Here is a 16,335-nt window from a genome sequence, read left to right on the forward strand (position 1 = left end):
TTTGCTGATTTCAGGAAACGATGGAACGTTCCCTAAAAACCAACATTATTTCATAAAGCCTTTGTAGTGACGTTTAACAAGTTGAGATTCTAGCTGTTTCATCGTTTCTAGCGCTACGCCGACCACGATAATTATACTAGTACCACCGATCTGCACTGAAGCAGGTAGATTCATAAATTTTACGAATATAACCGGCATTACAGAAATAACAGTTAAGAAAATCGCACCGACAAATGTTAGACGATATAACACGCTTGTTAAATACGTTTGTGTGCTTTCACCAGGACGAATACCTGGAATGTAAGCACCTTGCTTTTTCAAGTTATCTGCCACATTTTCCGGATTCACTTGTACGAATGCATAGAAATATGTGAACGCGACGATCAATGCAACGTAAATAATCATTCCAACAGGTTTTGTATTATCAAACATGCTTCCAATGAATATTGTTACATCATTCTCACCAAATAACGGAACTAACATACGGGGTACCGTAATAAACGCTGATGCAAAGATTACCGGAATAACCCCTGCAGCATTCACTTTTAACGGTAAATGCGTTTGTTGACCACCAGTTTGTTGGTTACGTCCAGTAACGCGTTTTGCATATTGAATTGGAATTTTACGTAGTGCTTGTTGCACATAGATAACCCCAACAACAACTGCAAGCATAACTAAAACAAGTAATCCAAGGATCACTAGGTTGATAAATAGTTTATCACCAGCACCTTCGATTTGCTGTGCATAAATTTGGTTGGCACTTGTCGGTAATGCCGCAACGATACCTCCGAAAATTATAACAGAAATACCATTCCCAACACCATGCGCAGTAATTTGTTCAGCAAGCCATACTAGGAATGCTGTACCCGCTGTTAATACAATGGAAATCGTAACGTAAGTTACAATTCCTTCTTCTTTAATCAAAGATCCACCATACATTTTATTAAAGCCAAATGACATCGCAAATGATTGGATAAAAGCAAGAACTATTGTAAAGTAACGAGTAAATTGTGCAAGTTTACGTCTTCCGACTTCACCTTGCTTTGCCCACTCAGCAAATTTCGGTACTACGTCCATTTGCAATAACTGAACAATGATTGAAGCAGTGATGTAAGGCATAATCCCCATCGCAAAGATGGAGAAGTTCTTTAAAGCACCACCGCCAAAAGTATTTAGGAAACCAACGAGGTTGTACTCATCAGTTGCCTTTAATACATTAGCGTCAACGTTCGGTACTGGTACAAACGTACCAATACGGAAAACGATTAACATTAAAAGAGTGAAAATGATTTTATTTCGTATATCTCGAACACGCATAAAGTTAGAGATTGTCTGAAACATTAAATCACCTCAGTAGTTCCGCCGGCATTTTCAATTGCTTCTTTAGCCGAAGCTGAGAATTTATGAGCTTTTACTGTAAGCTTTTTGTTAAGAGTTCCGTTTCCAAGAACTTTAATTCCAGCTTTTTCATTGCTCACTAAACCTGATTCAAGTAATAATGCAGTTGTTACTTCTGCACCATCTTCAAAACGGTTTAATGTGTCAAGATTAACGATCGCGTACTCTTTACGGTTAATGTTAGTAAAGCCGCGTTTCGGTAAACGACGGAATAAAGGGTTTTGACCACCTTCGAATCCTGGGCGTACACCGCCGCCAGAACGAGAGTTTTGACCTTTATGACCTCTACCTGCAGTTTTACCGTTACCAGAACCGATACCGCGACCTACGCGGTTACGTACTTTACGGGAACCTTCTGCTGGTTTTAACTCATGAAGTTTCATATTGGATGGCACCTCCTTGTTCGTTAATTAAAAATTAGTTTTCTTTTACAGTAACTAAGTGAGCTACTACATCAATCATACCGCGAGTAGCTGCATTATCAGCTTTCTCAACAGTTTGGTTTAATTTACGTAAACCTAGTGCTTCAATAGTTTTGCGTTGTGCTGGTTTAGAACCAATCACAGATTTTGTAAGGGTGATTTCTAATTTGTTAGCCATTATCTTTCCCCCCTTATCCTAATATTTCTTCCACTGATTTACCACGTAATTTAGCTACGTCCTCTACGCGTTTTAATTCAGTTAAACCTTGAATAGTTGCACGCACCATGTTAATTGGTGTGTTAGATCCAAGTGATTTTGAAAGAATATCAGTAATACCAGCAAGTTCTAGTACGGCACGTACTGGACCACCAGCGATAACCCCTGTACCAGGAGCAGCAGGTTTAATTAGGATTTCTCCTGCACCAAAGCGACCTTGCACTAAGTGTGGAGTTGTTCCACCTACGCGTGGCACTTCGATTAAGTTTTTCTTCGCATCTTCAACAGCTTTGCGGATAGCGTCTGGCACTTCTTGAGCTTTACCAGTACCGAAACCTACATGTCCGTTTTTATCGCCAACAACAACTAATGCTGTGAAGCGGAAGCGACGTCCACCTTTAACAACTTTAGCAACACGGTTAATAGTAACTACGCGTTCTTCAAGTTCTCCAAGTTTGTTTGCGTCAATTCGACTCATGAAATGTGTCCCTCCTTCTTATTAAAATTCTAAACCATTCTCACGTGCAGCTTCAGCTAAAGCTTTTACGCGTCCATGATATAAGTAACCACCACGGTCAAATACTACAGCAGTAATATTTTTTTCCGTAGCGCGTTTTGCGATTGTTTCACCGACTTTAGTTGCAGCATCAACATTGCTACCAGCACCTTCAAAACCATTTTCTTGAGAAGATGCGCTAACAAGTGTTACGCCTGCTACGTCATCGATAAGTTGCGCGTAAATGTTCTTGTTAGAACGGAATACGTTTAAGCGTGGACGCTCAGCAGTACCCGAAATTTTAGAACGTACACGTGCATGACGTTTTTTACGAACCTGATTTTTATCTTGTTTCGTAATCACAAGGGTCACTCCTTTCTAATGCTTAGGCAGCATTATTTACCTGTTTTACCTTCTTTACGACGAACGTATTCGCCTTCGTAACGGATCCCTTTACCTTTGTACGGCTCTGGTGGACGAACGTCACGGATGTTAGATGCAAGAGCGCCAACGCGTTCTTTGCTAATACCTTTAACGATGATTTTAGTGTTAGAAGGAACTTCTACTTCTAGACCATCTTCAGGTGTGAACTCAACTGGGTGAGAGTAACCTACGTTAAGAACAAGTTTTTTACCTTGTAATTGCGCACGGTAACCGACACCGATTAGTTCTAATGATTTTTCGAAACCTACAGAAACACCAGTAACCATGTTCGCTAAAAGCGCACGAGTTGTACCGTGGTTTGTGCGGTGTTCTTTTGAGTCAGAAGGACGAGATACAGAAATCACATTTCCTTCTTGCTCAATTTTCATATCTTGGTGGAAAGAACGAACAAGTTCGCCTTTAGGACCTTTAACAGTAACAGTGTTGTCAGCTGCAACAGTAACAGTTACGTTAGCTGGTACCTCGATAATTTTTTTACCTACACGAGACATTTAGTTGCACCTCCATTCATTTATTGCTAATTACCAAACGTATGCTAGAACTTCGCCGCCAACTTGTTTAGCGCGAGCTTCTTTATCTGTTAATAGACCTTGTGAAGTTGACACTAAAGCGATACCAAGACCGTTCAGTACTTTAGGCACTTCATTTGTTTTAGCATATACTCGTAGACCAGGTTTAGAAATACGTTTTAAGCCAGTGATAACACGCTCGTTATCTTTACCGTATTTTAAGAAGATACGGATAATACCTTGCTTGTTGTCTTCTACGTATTCTACGTCACGTACGAAACCTTCGCGCTTTAAAATTTCAGCGATTTCTTTTTTCACGTTGGAAGCTGGTACTTCTAACTTCTCGTGACGAACCATGTTCGCATTACGAATGCGAGTAAGCATATCTGCAATCGGATCAGTCATTGTCATTACATTTACCTCCTTCCCAAATTAGGGGATTACCAGCTGGCTTTTTTCACGCCAGGAATTTGTCCCTTATATGCAAGTTCTCGGAAACAAATACGGCAAAGTTTGAATTTGCGATACACAGAGTGTGGACGACCACAGCGTTCACAACGTGTATATTCTTGCACTTTAAACTTTTGCTTACGTTGTTGTTTAACGATCATAGATTTTTTAGCCACGTTTTCGCCCTCCTTGTTTAATTACTTTTGGAACGGCATACCGAATTGTGTCAATAACTCGCGAGCTTCTTCGTCAGAGTTCGCTGTCGTTACGATCACGATGTCCATACCGCGTACTTTTGAAACTTTATCGTAATCGATTTCTGGGAAAATTAATTGCTCTTTAACACCTAAAGTGTAGTTACCGCGACCATCGAATGCTTTTTTAGAAACACCACGGAAGTCACGTACACGAGGTAGTGAAATTGAGATTAATTTGTCCAAGAATTCATACATACGCTCACCGCGTAATGTAACTTTAGCACCGATAGGCATACCTTCACGTAGACGGAAACCTGCGATCGATTTTTTCGCTTTAGTTACAACTGGTTTTTGACCAGTGATAATTGTTAATTCTTCTACAGCTGCATCTAATGCTTTTGAGTTTTGAACTGCATCACCAACACCCATGTTGATAACGATTTTGTCAACTTTCGGCAATTGCATAACTGATTTATATCCAAATTTGCTCATAAGAGCAGTTGAAACTTCATTTAAATATTTTTCTTTTAGGCGGCTCATGTGTGTACCTCCCTTCTTTTTATACTAGTTAGTCGATTACTGCACCTGATTTTTTTGCAACACGAACTTTTTTACCGTTTTCGATTTTATAACCTACACGAGTCGGCTCGCCAGATTTAGGATCGATTAGCATTACGTTCGAAACGTGAATTGCAGCTTCTTGGCTAACAATTCCACCTTGTGGATTCAATTGGTTAGGTTTTACGTGTTTTTTCACGATGTTCACACCTTCAACAAGAACGCGATCTTGTTTAGGGTAAGCAGCAAGGATTACGCCTTCTTTGCCTTTGTCCTTACCAGTGATTACCTTAACCTTGTCACCTTTTTTTACATGCATGCTGTCGCACCTCCTTGATTGGCACTATCATGAAATTAAAGAACTTCTGGAGCTAGAGAAACGATTTTCATGAAGTTGCTGTCACGTAATTCACGTGCAACAGGTCCGAAAATACGAGTTCCGCGTGGTGATTTATCATCACGAATAATTACACAAGCATTTTCATCAAATTTGATGTACGTACCGTCTTTACGACGTACGCCTGATTTAGTACGAACGATAACAGCTTTAACAACGTCACCCTTCTTGACAACGCCACCTGGTGTTGCTTTCTTAACTGTACAAACAACGATATCACCGATGTTAGCAGTTTTACGGCCAGAGCCACCAAGCACCTTAATTGTAAGAACTTCGCGTGCACCTGAGTTGTCAGCAACTTTCATACGACTTTCTTGTTGGATCACTTAGGTTACCTCCCTTCGGAAATTGGTTGTTCCGAAATAGTTATTAAATAATAACCGCTTTTTCTACAACTTCAACTAGACGGAATCGTTTAGTAGCTGATAGCGGGCGAGTTTCCATGATACGTACGATATCACCGATTTTCGCTGTGTTTAACTCATCATGAGTTTTAAACTTTTTAGAGTATTTTACACGTTTACCATAAAGCTTGTGCTTTTTATGAGTTTCAACTAAAACAGTTATAGTTTTGTCCATTTTATCTGAAACAACGCGGCCCGTGTAAACTTTGCGTTGATTACGCTCAGTCATACTTGAAAACCTCCTTTATCAGTTATTTGCACTGATTTCTCTTTCACGAATAACAGTTTTCATACGCGCGATTGCTTTACGCACTTCACGAATACGAGCTGTGTTTTCTAATTGACCAGTCGCCAATTGGAAGCGAAGGTTGAAAAGCTCTTCTTTCAGTGATTTCACTTTTAATTCGATTTCAGAAGTGGCAAGGTCACGGATTTCATTAGCTTTCATTAGATTCACCACCAGTTTCTTGACGTTTTACGATCTTACATTTAACAGGAAGCTTATGTGATGCTAAACGAAGTGCTTCACGTGCTACCTCTTCAGATACACCAGCGATTTCGAACATTACTTTTCCTGGTTTTACTACTGCTACCCAGCCTTCAGGAGAACCTTTACCAGAACCCATGCGGACTTCTAGAGGTTTTTTAGTGTAAGGCTTGTGCGGGAAGATTTTAATCCAAACTTTACCGCCACGTTTCATGTAACGAGTCATCGCGATACGGGCAGATTCGATTTGACGGTTAGTAATCCAGCTAGCTGTTTGAGCTTGTAAGCCCCATTCGCCGAAAGATACTTCTTTGCCGCCTTTCGCTTCGCCACGCATGTTTCCGCGGTGTTCACGACGGTATTTTACGCGTTTAGGCAATAACATATTATTTGCCTCCTTCCACAGATTTCTTCGTAGGAAGAACTTCACCACGGTAGATCCATACTTTAACGCCTAATTTACCGTAAGTAGTGTCAGCTTCTGCGTGTGCATAGTCGATGTCAGCACGTAGAGTATGAAGTGGAACAGTTCCTTCACTATAGTGTTCAGCACGCGCGATATCAGCGCCACCTAAACGACCAGATACTTGTGTTTTAATTCCTTTTGCACCAGCACGAATTGTGCGTTGGATCGCTTGCTTTTGCGCACGACGGAATGATACACGGTTTTCTAATTGACGAGCGATGTTTTCAGCTACTAGACGAGCGTCAAGATCAGCACGTTTAATTTCGATAATATTGATGTGTACACGTTTACCAGTTAACTCGCTAAGGTATTTACGAAGATTTTCAACTTCAGTACCACCTTTACCGATTACCATACCTGGTTTCGCAGTGTGAATTGTGATGTTTACACGGTTTGCAGCACGTTCGATTTCTACTTTAGAAACAGAAGCGTCTTTAAGAGCCGTTTCAATATATTTACGCACTTTGATGTCTTCGTGAAGTAGAGTTGCATAGTCTTTTTCAGCGTACCATTTTGACTCCCAGTCACGAATAATACCAACGCGCAGTCCTATTGGATGTACTTTTTGACCCACGGATTAACCCTCCTTCTTCTCAGATACCACTAGAGTGATGTGGCTTGTGCGTTTGTTAATTGCGCTTGCACGTCCTTGTGCACGTGGACGGAAACGTTTTAATGTTGGACCTTCATCAACGAATACTTCAGAAACTACTAAAGAGTTGATGTCAAGATCGTAGTTGTGCTCAGCGTTAGCAACTGCAGATTTTAATACTTTTTCAACGACTGGAGACGCCGCTTTTGGAGTATGACGTAAAATTGCAACTGCCTCACCAACTTGCTTACCTCGGATTAAGTCTACAACTAGACGTACTTTACGAGGGGCAATGCGTACTGTGCGAGCGATAGCTTTAGCTTGTGTCATTAGGATTTACCTCCTCTCAAAATTAGCGTCTTGTTTTCTTGTCGTCTGCACCGTGACCTTTGTAAGTACGTGTAGGTGCGAACTCACCAAGTTTGTGGCCTACCATATCTTCTGTTACGTATACAGGAACATGTTTACGTCCATCATATACTGCAATCGTTAATCCGATGAAGTTCGGGAAGATTGTAGAACGGCGTGACCAAGTTTTAATAACTTGTTTTTTCTCAGAAGCCTCTTGCACTTCCACTTTTTTCATTAAATGGTCATCAACAAAAGGTCCTTTTTTCAAGCTGCGGCCCATGTAGGAACCTCCCTCCGTGATTCCACCACGGCTCTCACATAGAACCGTAGTTTAACCACTTTATTTTTTACGACTACGGATAATGAATTTATCCGATTTGTTTTTCTTCTTGCGAGTTTTGTAACCAAGTGCTGGTTTACCCCAAGGAGTCATTGGTGATTTACGTCCGATTGGAGAACGTCCTTCACCACCACCGTGTGGGTGATCGTTAGGGTTCATTACAGAACCACGAACTACTGGGCGTTTACCTAACCAACGGCTACGACCTGCTTTACCGATGTTTACAAGTTCGTGTTGTTCGTTACCAACTTGACCGATTGTAGCACGGCAAGTAGCTAAAACTAAACGTACTTCACCAGATTGAAGACGAACGATTACGTACTTATCTTCACGACCAAGTACTTGCGCAGAAGTACCAGCAGAACGTACTAATTGTCCACCTTTACCAGGTTTTAACTCGATGTTATGGATTGTAGTACCCATTGGAATGTTTGCTAATGGTAATGCATTACCTGCTTTAATATCAGCATCTGGACCAGATACGATTGTTTGACCAACCTCTAGACCTTTTGGTGCTAAGATGTAAGCTTTTGCTCCATCAGCGTAATTAATTAATGCGATATTCGCAGAACGGTTTGGATCATATTCAATAGTAGCAACTTTTGCCGGAATGCCATCTTTAACACGTTTGAAATCGATAACACGGTATTGCTTCTTATGACCACCACCATGATGACGAACAGTGATTTTACCTTGGTTGTTACGACCAGCTTTGCGTTTAGTAGGTTCAAGCAATGATTTCTCAGGCTTGTTAGTTGTAATTTCCGCAAAGTCTAATGACGTCATGTTACGACGACCATTAGAGGTAGGTTTATACTTTTTAATCGCCATTGTGTTTTCCCTCCTTCTTAAGTGTTCAAATCATAAATCCCTTAAGGATTACATTTCGAATAATTCAATTTCTTTGCTATCAGCAGTTAATTTAACAATCGCTTTACGACGTTTGTTAGTGTAACCACCGTAACGGCCAACGCGTTTGAATTTACCTTTGTAGTTAAGAACGTTTACTTTCTCAACTTGTACACCAAAGATTTCTTCTACAGCGTCTTTTACTTGAGTTTTGTTAGCGCGAGTGTCTACTTCGAAAGTATACTTTTTCTCTGCCATAAGTTCTGAAGAACGCTCAGTAATGACCGGACGTTTTAAAATATCACGTGCTTCCATTATCCAAGCACCTCCTCAACTTTTTCTACTGCAGACTTAGTGAATACAACTTTTTCGTGACCTAATAGATCAAGAACGTTGATTCCGTTTGCAGTTAAAACTGTTACACCAGGGATGTTACGAGCAGATAATGCTACGTTTTCATCTAGGTCAGCAGTAACGAATAAAGATTTTTTCTCTAAAGAAAGATCTTTAAGGATTTTTGTGAATTCTTTTGTTTTTGGTGCTGCTAGTGTAAGAGCATCAAGAACTAAGAAGTTTTGTTCTACCACTTTAGCTGATAAAGCAGATTTAAGAGCTAAGCGACGAACTTTTTTAGGTAATTTGTAAGAGTAGCTACGTGGAGTTGGACCGAATACGATACCACCGCCGCGCCATTGTGGAGAACGGATAGAACCTTGACGAGCACGACCAGTTCCTTTTTGACGCCATGGTTTACGACCACCACCAGCAACTTCAGAACGGTTTTTAACCTTGTGATTACCTTGACGAAGAGAAGCGCGTTGTGCTACTACAGCGTCGAATAATACTGCTTCATTTGGCTCGATTCCAAAAATCGCATCGTTTAATTCGATTTCACCAACTGAAGCACCTGTTTGACTAAGTACAGATACTTTTGTCATTCCTGTTTCCTCCTTTCCTTAGGTGATTACTTAGCTTTAATTGCAGTTTTAACTGTAACTAGAGCTTTTTTAGAACCAGGAACATTACCTTTAACAAGTAGTAAGTTACGTTCCGCATCAACTTTCACGATTTCTAAGTTTTGGATTGTAACTACAGTGCCACCCATTTGACCAGGTAATTTCTTTTGTTTGAATACGCGGTTCGGAGCAACTGGACCCATTGAACCAGGACGACGGTGGTAACGAGAACCGTGGGCCATAGGACCACGAGATTGACCATGGCGTTTAATTACACCTTGGAAACCTTTACCTTTAGTAACACCTGTTACATCAATTACATCGCCTTCTGCGAAAATTTCTACTTTGACTTCTTGACCAACTTCGTATTCTCCCACGTTCACGTTGCGGAATTCACGAATGAAGCGCTTAGGAGCAGTGTTCGCTTTTGCTACGTGACCTTGCTCTGGTTTGTTAGAAAGCTTAACGCGCTTGTCTTCAAAACCAACTTGGATAGCTTCGTAGCCGTCTGTATCAACAGTTTTCTTTTGAAGAACTACGTTTGGAGTAGCTTCGATAACTGTTACCGGGATTAAATCGCCGTTTTCAGCGAAAACTTGTGTCATACCAATTTTTCTACCTAAGATTCCTTTAGCCATTTGTCACACCTCCTGTAAGTTTTAAAAAGTTATATTTTTTTACCATTAAAGTTTGATTTCGATATCAACGCCAGATGGTAAATCAAGTTTCATTAACGCATCAACAGTTTGTGGTGTTGGGTTAACGATATCGATCAGACGTTTATGCGTACGCATTTCGAATTGTTCACGAGAATCTTTATACTTGTGAACGGCACGAAGAATTGTGTACACAGACTTCTCAGTTGGAAGTGGAATCGGACCTGATACACTTGCACCTGAACGTTTTGCAGTTTCCACAATTTTCTCAGCAGACTGATCTAAAATACGGTGATCATACGCTTTTAAACGAATACGAATCTTTTGTTTTGCCATTATTTTCCCTCCTTCTCGCCTATTTTCTAGACATTCTCCACGAAAATTTTCCAACACACCGCCATGGCAAAGCGGCCGGGTGTGTCGGCAACCTCTCGCTTCATCGCAGTCAAAGACCAACATTCAACATTATATACAATAAAAAAAGAATAAGCAAGTCTTTTCGCTAAATTCTTTTAAATGTTGCAGGTATTCATACTACTTTATATTTCTCGCTTATCTAAGCCGTTTATTAGTATATAAAATTTCTATGCACATTGCAACACTTAAGGCTGTGATATCAACGTTTTCGAACATTTCAAACAATTAGTCGATCCAAGAACGAGTTTGCTAAATCGTCGATGATCTCACTTCGAGGATGTAGCGCTTTATCCTCGATGAAAATTACGTCCTTAGTTTATGCCTTAATTAATAATCTATCGTTTCTTTAACAAAAAAAGCAGTCTCTAATATTAGAAACCGCTCTTTCTATATCTTTATAAGAAGAATACACATGCAATCCAACCAAAAATAATAAGTGGGATGTTAATGAATAAGAACGTTGGCACACATGTATCCCAAATGTGATTATGCTGTCCATCTACATTTAAACCTGCAGTTGGTCCAAGCGTAGAGTCTGAAGCAGGAGAGCCTGCATCGCCTAAAGCCCCCGCTGTACCTATCAGACAAATAATCGCCAAAGGACTCAATCCTAATCCTTGTGCAAGAGGTACGAATAAGGTCGCAATAATAGGTACTGTTGCGAACGATGAACCGATCCCCATCGTTACGATTAAACCAATAACCAACATAATAAATACAGCTAGACTCTTATTCCCTTGAAGAATTGCTAATGAGTTAGTAATTAAGCTATCTACATCACCTGTGGCATTAATAACCGATGCAAACCCATTTGCAGCGATCATAACAAAACCAATAAAGGCCATCATTTTCATTCCCTCAGAAAGAACTTCATCTGCCTCTTTCCAATTAAGCGAGCCTGTAAAATACATAATCATAATCCCTGTAAAAGCACCAACAATCATCGAATCAGTATAAATTTGTGCAACTAAAGATACAATTAAAGCCGCCGCCGTTGAAACAATAACAAACTTACTGACATTAACATTTAAAGACTCTGTTTCAACATCATTATTTTCATATTGTCGAGGTTTTCGATAAACGAAAAATGCTACACATAATCCAATCAGCATCCCTAGAACGGGTATAGCCATCGCTACTGGTACATCACGTGAAGATACCTCCATACCAGCTTCAGATACTTGTGTAGAAACGATATCTTGGAAAATAGCTCCGAAGCCAGCAGGGACGAAACTATATGTTCCTATTAAACCGACAGCAATTAATGTTGCAATAAATCGTCGGTCAACCTCTAGCATATTTAAAACCTTTAAGATTGGAGGAATTAGTAATGGAATAAAGGCTATATGAATTGGAATTAAGTTTTGTGAGAAAATAGACATCATAAAGATCAGTAAGAAGATTAAAACCTTTACTAAACCTTTTCGATTACTTTCACCGTTTTTATTTAATATCTTTAAAATACCTGCAATCATTAATTCTGGGATTCCTGTTTTTGAAATGGCAATAGCAAAACCCCCAAGTAAGCCATAACTTAAAGCAATCGTTGCGCCTGCTCCTAATCCTTCCGTAAATGATTGTACAGTTGCTTCAATACCCATGCCGCTTGTTAAGCCCCCTACAAAGGCCCCCAATACTAGAGAAAGTACAACATTGATACGGAGCAAGCTTAATATTAACATGACAGCTACTGCCACAATTACTGCGTTCATTTCGACACTTCACTTTCGCACACTAGATTACTAACAGATTAAACTTTAATGGTCTGATAATTGAAAGTCAAGATGTTTTTATATCCCTACGAAAAATTCCCTGATTCACACAACATAAAAAAACAGTATGACTTTTAAATCATCACACTGTTTTTTAAGTCCTTCCTATTTAACTGTTATAATGATTCGCGAATGACTTTTTTATAATATCCAATAGAAAGTACAGCGAAGATAGCATATAACGCTATATAGCAGCTCATAGCAATCCATAATGGTACGGTTAATTCTGAGCCGAATAAAAACCATCCTGACTTAACAGCGAAATAACTATGGAGTAGCCCTATTATTAATGGAACACCGAAGTTAAAGGCTTGTTTCATATATATACCTTTCATAATATCTTTTTCAGCGAAGCCAATCTTTCTTAATATCGTATAAGAAGCTCGCTCCTCTTCAGCCTCAGACATTTGTTTAAAGTATAAAATACTACCTGTTGTCATTAAAAATGCTAAGCCTAAAAATGCTGTTGTAAATATCGTTATTCCTAATGTTTCGATATTCTCCTTACGTTCTTCTTCATAGGACAGTAGTGTATAGTTATTTATTACTCCTGCACCTGTTTGTATATATAATTTCTCCGCTAGAGCTAAATCACTTTTATCCTTTAGATTAATAGATGTTTGTTTATGCCATTGAGAATAATTTGCATGAACAGCTAATTTTTCAAACAATGCATCCGGAACTACGAAAATTGGCCCCCCAGGTCCAGAAGTCACAGTACCACTTATAATACTTTCATGTCGAACTTCCTTAACATGAAATGTTTCCTCCTTATATGCCTCTGGACTTCCTGTAGTGACAACTATATCACGCTCCTTTTCAAGCGGAAACATCTCTGCCATATAGCCACCATAGTTTGTTATAATTACATCTTTACCCGAAACAAAAGCTTCAGGAACAATTTGTTGATAATCTGAAAGCGGAGTCGTATACACGGTTCCTACCATACTGGCAAATGGATTACCTGTATTTTGTGGGTCTTCAGATAATAACTGTGAAAGTGGAGCTGAAACACTCTGTAACCGATAATCTTTTTTATCAAAAACAATATTATTTTCCTCTAACTTCTTTAAAAACTCCTGACCATTATCTTCAAGATAAACATAATCACCAGGTACTTGGCTATATGCCGATGCTTCTGATGAATAATACGCTATATATGCTAAAGTTGTAACACCAAGTGAAACACCCGTTAAAACCGTTATGAGCGTTAAGGATTTCGCATTACTTTTCATACGGTGCATAATTGGTGTTAATGCCAATACATCACGGACAGTTAAATGTCCATTTTTCTTTAGACGAATTGAATTCATTATAAATGCGACAGAGAAACGGAAAACAAGGAATGTTCCGCCAATGGTAGTTGCTAAAATAATAATCATGTTAAGTACTAAATCACCATTAGAGTTAATATTGAAGAGCTTAGTTGATGCATAGTAACCATATGCAATTAGTACAAGTCCCAAAAAACCAATAGCCATTTGTAATGGGCTGAAACGTTTTACACGCTCATCGGCTTGCTTTGCAGCACTGAATAATGATAGTAATGATACGCGATAAATCATCCAAGCCATTTGCACAAGTACAATTACTAGTAGAATGGCAAATACTACGATAGACTGCTGTAATGCCTCTGTACTAAATGTCATTGTCACAAGTGCCTCTTTTTCTAGTAAGCGCAGTAAGATCATTGCAAATAAGCGTGAGCTAAAGAACCCTGCAAGCATACCTAAAACGACCGCGCCTATAAATAATAGGATACTTTCTACCGCCAATAAGCGTACGATAAGCCCCTTTGTCATCCCTATCAGCTGATACAAACCTATTTCCTTACTGCGACGCTTCATAAATAAATGGTTTGCATATAGTACGAAAAACAAAATAATAAAGTACAACATATATGTTGCTGCTTCAAAGCCTGCTGTGGCTGTACCGCTCTTCTGTACAGTAGCTAGCACTTCAGGGTTATTTTGCAATGTCACAAAGGAAAAATATAAAGTAACACTAAAAATAAGTGCGAAGAAATATAAATAATAGTGCTTCATATTTTTCTTCATGCTACGTAACACGAGTTTACTAAGACTCATAACCGTCACCACCTAGCACACTTTGCGTATGCATGATCTCTTGGAAAAATGCCTGTCTCGTTTTATCCCCTTTATATAGCTCACTATAAATGAGTCCGTCCTTTAAAAATAATACGCGTGTACAAAAGCTTGCTGCCACAGCATCATGCGTAACCATCATAATCGTTGCTTTTTTTGTCTCATTAATACTTTGTAGGTTTTTTAAAAGTGCAGTAGCCGATTTTGAATCAAGTGCGCCTGTAGGCTCATCAGCAAATACAAGCGATGGATTTGTAATAAGTGCACGAGCTGCCGATGTACGTTGCTTTTGGCCACCTGATATTTCGTTTGGGTATTTATTTAAAATATCGGTAATACCTAATAAGTGTGTAAGTTCATTTAAACGACTCTCCGCAACAGCCTTTGGTAACTTTCCAATAGCTAATGGTAATAGAATATTTTCTTTTACTGTTAACGTATCTAATAAATTATAATCTTGGAATACGAATCCTAATTGCTCACGGCGGAAATTAGCCAGCGCCTTCTCCTTCATACCACGTAGGTTTTGACCATTTATTTCAATGACACCTTCTGTTGCAAAGTCAATTGAACACAAAACGTTTAAAAGTGTTGTTTTTCCTGAGCCTGATGGTCCCATAATGCCGACAAATTCACCTTTATTCACTTCTAAATCAATGCCCTTTAAAACCTCTTGAGCTGTTGATTTTTTTCCATATACTTTTTTTACTTTACGACCAATTAAAACTGCCACTTGTAAACGCCCCTTTCTTTATATCAAGTGTACCCTGTCTCCTTCGTCAATTCGTGCGTTTTACATGACAATATAAAAAGGTAGGTGACAATTTCGTCATCTACCTGTTAGTTTGACATATTCATTTTGTAACGGAAAACGTAAGGTAAATATTGAGCCTTCATCTACAATTGATTGTACACTAATACGAACACCTATCTTCTGAGCTACATTATGCGCTAAATACAAACCCATGCCTGTTGACTGTGCCGATTCCCTTCCAGCTGTTCCAGTATACGACTTTTGAAAAATTCGAGGCAAATCCTCCTTACTAATACCAATACCTGCATCTTTTATATGTAATAAAGTTGCGCCCATCGGATCTACCTCCGTAAATATCAACACTTCCGAATTTGCAGGACTATATTTAATCGCATTGGATAAAATTTGTCGAACGATAAAAGCTAGCCATTTACCATCCGACATCACTGTCTCCGTTAACTCATCAACATCAAAACCGATACCTTTTTCAATACACCATGCTTGCATAGCTCTTATTTCCTTATAGACAACCGTTCTTAGCTCGATGACTGCCATATAATTATCTTTTTCAATCGAAGAAAAACGTGTTTGATGTAGCTGCTGATCAACCAATAAATGTAGCCTTAACCACTCAGCTTCTAATTTACGACGTAATGTCAAATCTTCTATATGATCTAACATTAAATTAATTGAAGTTAATGGTGCTTTTACTTCATGAACCCAGGCCAAAAGCTCATCTGTATACTCCTGTAACTGTACTTTTGCTTGATTTAACTCCGTATCCTTATCGATAAAGACATCTTCAATCTTTGTAAAATATGTAGCTTGAAAAGGTGATAACGTTAAGTTTCTACTGTGTGCGTCATCAAGTTGGCTGTCTACATTTCCTAGGAAATCCTTTAACTGCCCTACTTCAACTACATATCGCCAAATAAGAAAAGCTATAAAACTAACAAGCAAACAAACATTCACGTATCCAATTGAAACTCCAATTAACCCAGCATCTAAAGTAAATAAAACGTTAAGAATAACAATTGTAAATACAAAAAAGCCTATCCATGCAAGGCGTTCTTTTAAAAATAAAAGTAGCATTTTCAC

General features: G+C 39.1%; 26 protein-coding genes. All 26 read right to left on the bottom strand.

The window, feature by feature from the left end; all coding sequences use genetic code 11:
- Positions 1 to 45 precede the first annotated feature (45 nt).
- The 26 genes from secY to QUF91_RS27130 all read right to left on the bottom strand — a co-directional run bounded on the left by secY (position 46) and on the right by QUF91_RS27130 (position 16,329).
- A complete protein-coding gene (secY, locus tag QUF91_RS27005; RefSeq protein WP_289419938.1) occupies positions 46 to 1,341 on the bottom strand; it encodes a preprotein translocase subunit SecY in 1,296 nt (431 codons plus the stop codon).
- On the bottom strand, positions 1,341 to 1,781 hold the full coding sequence (rplO, locus tag QUF91_RS27010) for a 50S ribosomal protein L15 (RefSeq protein ID WP_079562360.1): 441 nt from the start codon (positions 1,779 to 1,781) through the stop codon (positions 1,341 to 1,343). Before rplO ends, secY begins: the two co-directional genes overlap by 1 nt.
- A gap of 34 nt (positions 1,782 to 1,815) precedes the next feature.
- Positions 1,816 to 1,998 (bottom strand): 50S ribosomal protein L30, encoded by a 183-nt coding sequence (gene rpmD, locus QUF91_RS27015; RefSeq protein WP_049662869.1) that lies wholly within the window; start codon positions 1,996 to 1,998, stop codon positions 1,816 to 1,818.
- Positions 1,999 to 2,011: 13 nt separating this feature from the next.
- Complete coding sequence (rpsE, locus tag QUF91_RS27020; protein ID WP_068986538.1) at positions 2,012 to 2,515, bottom strand: 30S ribosomal protein S5; 504 nt, start codon at positions 2,513 to 2,515, stop codon at positions 2,012 to 2,014.
- Between the two features lie 21 nt (positions 2,516 to 2,536).
- Entirely contained in the window at positions 2,537 to 2,896 is a 360-nt protein-coding gene (gene rplR / locus QUF91_RS27025) for a 50S ribosomal protein L18 (RefSeq protein ID WP_083227117.1), read from the bottom strand.
- Between the two features lie 32 nt (positions 2,897 to 2,928).
- On the bottom strand, positions 2,929 to 3,468 hold the full coding sequence (gene rplF, locus QUF91_RS27030; RefSeq protein ID WP_249075421.1) for a 50S ribosomal protein L6: 540 nt from the start codon (positions 3,466 to 3,468) through the stop codon (positions 2,929 to 2,931).
- A gap of 30 nt (positions 3,469 to 3,498) precedes the next feature.
- Positions 3,499 to 3,897: a 30S ribosomal protein S8 gene (rpsH, locus tag QUF91_RS27035; RefSeq protein WP_008181717.1), complete on the bottom strand. Its 399-nt coding sequence runs from the start codon at positions 3,895 to 3,897 to the stop codon at positions 3,499 to 3,501.
- A 29-nt stretch (positions 3,898 to 3,926) separates the two neighbouring features.
- A complete protein-coding gene (locus QUF91_RS27040) occupies positions 3,927 to 4,112 on the bottom strand; it encodes a type Z 30S ribosomal protein S14 (protein WP_004233656.1) in 186 nt (61 codons plus the stop codon).
- 21 nt (positions 4,113 to 4,133) lie between these two features.
- Positions 4,134 to 4,673, bottom strand: coding sequence for a 50S ribosomal protein L5 (gene rplE, locus QUF91_RS27045; protein ID WP_079562362.1), 540 nt, complete (start codon positions 4,671 to 4,673; stop codon positions 4,134 to 4,136).
- Positions 4,674 to 4,701: 28 nt separating this feature from the next.
- Positions 4,702 to 5,010 (bottom strand): 50S ribosomal protein L24, encoded by a 309-nt coding sequence (gene rplX / locus QUF91_RS27050; RefSeq protein ID WP_053482809.1) that lies wholly within the window; start codon positions 5,008 to 5,010, stop codon positions 4,702 to 4,704.
- Positions 5,011 to 5,045: 35 nt separating this feature from the next.
- Positions 5,046 to 5,414: a 50S ribosomal protein L14 gene (gene rplN / locus QUF91_RS27055; RefSeq protein WP_004233650.1), complete on the bottom strand. Its 369-nt coding sequence runs from the start codon at positions 5,412 to 5,414 to the stop codon at positions 5,046 to 5,048.
- Positions 5,415 to 5,457: 43 nt separating this feature from the next.
- Positions 5,458 to 5,721 carry a 30S ribosomal protein S17 gene (gene rpsQ / locus QUF91_RS27060; protein WP_285396414.1) on the bottom strand — a complete coding sequence of 88 codons (264 nt, stop codon included), beginning with the start codon at positions 5,719 to 5,721 and terminating at the stop codon, positions 5,458 to 5,460.
- An 18-nt stretch (positions 5,722 to 5,739) separates the two neighbouring features.
- Complete coding sequence (gene rpmC, locus QUF91_RS27065; protein ID WP_004233646.1) at positions 5,740 to 5,940, bottom strand: 50S ribosomal protein L29; 201 nt, start codon at positions 5,938 to 5,940, stop codon at positions 5,740 to 5,742.
- Positions 5,930 to 6,364, bottom strand: a complete 435-nt coding sequence (gene rplP, locus QUF91_RS27070; protein WP_054767906.1) for a 50S ribosomal protein L16 — start codon at positions 6,362 to 6,364, stop codon at positions 5,930 to 5,932. The genes rpmC and rplP overlap by 11 nt, the downstream gene beginning before the upstream one ends.
- Position 6,365: 1 nt before the next feature.
- Positions 6,366 to 7,019, bottom strand: a complete 654-nt coding sequence (rpsC, locus tag QUF91_RS27075; protein ID WP_025116438.1) for a 30S ribosomal protein S3 — start codon at positions 7,017 to 7,019, stop codon at positions 6,366 to 6,368.
- A gap of 3 nt (positions 7,020 to 7,022) precedes the next feature.
- Positions 7,023 to 7,367, bottom strand: coding sequence for a 50S ribosomal protein L22 (gene rplV, locus QUF91_RS27080; protein ID WP_004233639.1), 345 nt, complete (start codon positions 7,365 to 7,367; stop codon positions 7,023 to 7,025).
- 22 nt (positions 7,368 to 7,389) lie between these two features.
- On the bottom strand, positions 7,390 to 7,668 hold the full coding sequence (gene rpsS / locus QUF91_RS27085; protein ID WP_008181911.1) for a 30S ribosomal protein S19: 279 nt from the start codon (positions 7,666 to 7,668) through the stop codon (positions 7,390 to 7,392).
- A 60-nt stretch (positions 7,669 to 7,728) separates the two neighbouring features.
- A complete protein-coding gene (rplB, locus tag QUF91_RS27090) occupies positions 7,729 to 8,559 on the bottom strand; it encodes a 50S ribosomal protein L2 (RefSeq protein ID WP_068986542.1) in 831 nt (276 codons plus the stop codon).
- Positions 8,560 to 8,607: 48 nt separating this feature from the next.
- Positions 8,608 to 8,892, bottom strand: a complete 285-nt coding sequence (gene rplW, locus QUF91_RS27095) for a 50S ribosomal protein L23 (protein ID WP_285396417.1) — start codon at positions 8,890 to 8,892, stop codon at positions 8,608 to 8,610.
- Entirely contained in the window at positions 8,892 to 9,515 is a 624-nt protein-coding gene (gene rplD, locus QUF91_RS27100) for a 50S ribosomal protein L4 (protein ID WP_012296062.1), read from the bottom strand. Before rplD ends, rplW begins: the two co-directional genes overlap by 1 nt.
- A 26-nt stretch (positions 9,516 to 9,541) precedes the next feature.
- Positions 9,542 to 10,171, bottom strand: coding sequence for a 50S ribosomal protein L3 (gene rplC, locus QUF91_RS27105; RefSeq protein ID WP_068986544.1), 630 nt, complete (start codon positions 10,169 to 10,171; stop codon positions 9,542 to 9,544).
- Positions 10,172 to 10,216: 45 nt separating this feature from the next.
- Positions 10,217 to 10,525 carry a 30S ribosomal protein S10 gene (gene rpsJ, locus QUF91_RS27110; protein WP_004233624.1) on the bottom strand — a complete coding sequence of 103 codons (309 nt, stop codon included), beginning with the start codon at positions 10,523 to 10,525 and terminating at the stop codon, positions 10,217 to 10,219.
- A 476-nt stretch (positions 10,526 to 11,001) separates the two neighbouring features.
- Entirely contained in the window at positions 11,002 to 12,318 is a 1,317-nt protein-coding gene (locus QUF91_RS27115; RefSeq protein ID WP_289419939.1) for a Na+/H+ antiporter family protein, read from the bottom strand.
- Between the two features lie 176 nt (positions 12,319 to 12,494).
- Positions 12,495 to 14,465, bottom strand: coding sequence for an FtsX-like permease family protein (locus QUF91_RS27120; RefSeq protein ID WP_289419940.1), 1,971 nt, complete (start codon positions 14,463 to 14,465; stop codon positions 12,495 to 12,497).
- On the bottom strand, positions 14,455 to 15,216 hold the full coding sequence (locus QUF91_RS27125) for an ABC transporter ATP-binding protein (RefSeq protein ID WP_285396420.1): 762 nt from the start codon (positions 15,214 to 15,216) through the stop codon (positions 14,455 to 14,457). The genes QUF91_RS27120 and QUF91_RS27125 overlap by 11 nt, the downstream gene beginning before the upstream one ends.
- Positions 15,217 to 15,312: 96 nt before the next feature.
- Entirely contained in the window at positions 15,313 to 16,329 is a 1,017-nt protein-coding gene (locus QUF91_RS27130; protein WP_289419941.1) for a sensor histidine kinase, read from the bottom strand.
- Positions 16,330 to 16,335: the final 6 nt, after the last annotated feature.

The sequence above is a fragment of the Lysinibacillus sp. G4S2 genome (assembly GCF_030348505.1).
Lineage (GTDB): Bacteria > Bacillota > Bacilli > Bacillales_A > Planococcaceae > Lysinibacillus.

Bases quoted from the DNA above. Each gene is read 5' to 3' on its own strand.
- rpsS (WP_008181911.1), bottom strand. From the start codon at position 7,668: ATGGGCCGCAGCTTGAAAAAAGGACCTTTTGTTGATGACCATTTAATG.
- rpmD (WP_049662869.1), bottom strand. From the start codon at position 1,998: ATGGCTAACAAATTAGAAATCACCCTTACAAAATCTGTGATTGGTTCT.
- rplF (WP_249075421.1), bottom strand. From the start codon at position 3,468: ATGTCTCGTGTAGGTAAAAAAATTATCGAGGTACCAGCTAACGTAACT.
- rplC (WP_068986544.1), bottom strand. From the start codon at position 10,171: ATGGCTAAAGGAATCTTAGGTAGAAAAATTGGTATGACACAAGTTTTC.
- rpsE (WP_068986538.1), bottom strand. From the start codon at position 2,515: ATGAGTCGAATTGACGCAAACAAACTTGGAGAACTTGAAGAACGCGTA.
- QUF91_RS27115 (WP_289419939.1), bottom strand. From the start codon at position 12,318: ATGAACGCAGTAATTGTGGCAGTAGCTGTCATGTTAATATTAAGCTTG.
- QUF91_RS27120 (WP_289419940.1), bottom strand. From the start codon at position 14,465: ATGAGTCTTAGTAAACTCGTGTTACGTAGCATGAAGAAAAATATGAAG.
- rpmC (WP_004233646.1), bottom strand. From the start codon at position 5,940: ATGAAAGCTAATGAAATCCGTGACCTTGCCACTTCTGAAATCGAATTA.
- rpsJ (WP_004233624.1), bottom strand. From the start codon at position 10,525: ATGGCAAAACAAAAGATTCGTATTCGTTTAAAAGCGTATGATCACCGT.
- rplP (WP_054767906.1), bottom strand. From the start codon at position 6,364: ATGTTATTGCCTAAACGCGTAAAATACCGTCGTGAACACCGCGGAAAC.
- rplX (WP_053482809.1), bottom strand. From the start codon at position 5,010: ATGCATGTAAAAAAAGGTGACAAGGTTAAGGTAATCACTGGTAAGGAC.
- rplE (WP_079562362.1), bottom strand. From the start codon at position 4,673: ATGAGCCGCCTAAAAGAAAAATATTTAAATGAAGTTTCAACTGCTCTT.
- rplO (WP_079562360.1), bottom strand. From the start codon at position 1,781: ATGAAACTTCATGAGTTAAAACCAGCAGAAGGTTCCCGTAAAGTACGT.
- rpsH (WP_008181717.1), bottom strand. From the start codon at position 3,897: ATGACAATGACTGATCCGATTGCAGATATGCTTACTCGCATTCGTAAT.
- rpsQ (WP_285396414.1), bottom strand. From the start codon at position 5,721: ATGACTGAGCGTAATCAACGCAAAGTTTACACGGGCCGCGTTGTTTCA.
- rplV (WP_004233639.1), bottom strand. From the start codon at position 7,367: ATGACACAAGCTAAAGCTATCGCTCGCACAGTACGCATTGCCCCTCGT.
- secY (WP_289419938.1), bottom strand. From the start codon at position 1,341: ATGTTTCAGACAATCTCTAACTTTATGCGTGTTCGAGATATACGAAAT.
- rplW (WP_285396417.1), bottom strand. From the start codon at position 8,892: ATGGAAGCACGTGATATTTTAAAACGTCCGGTCATTACTGAGCGTTCT.
- rplD (WP_012296062.1), bottom strand. From the start codon at position 9,515: ATGACAAAAGTATCTGTACTTAGTCAAACAGGTGCTTCAGTTGGTGAA.
- rplB (WP_068986542.1), bottom strand. From the start codon at position 8,559: ATGGCGATTAAAAAGTATAAACCTACCTCTAATGGTCGTCGTAACATG.
- QUF91_RS27130 (WP_289419941.1), bottom strand. From the start codon at position 16,329: ATGCTACTTTTATTTTTAAAAGAACGCCTTGCATGGATAGGCTTTTTT.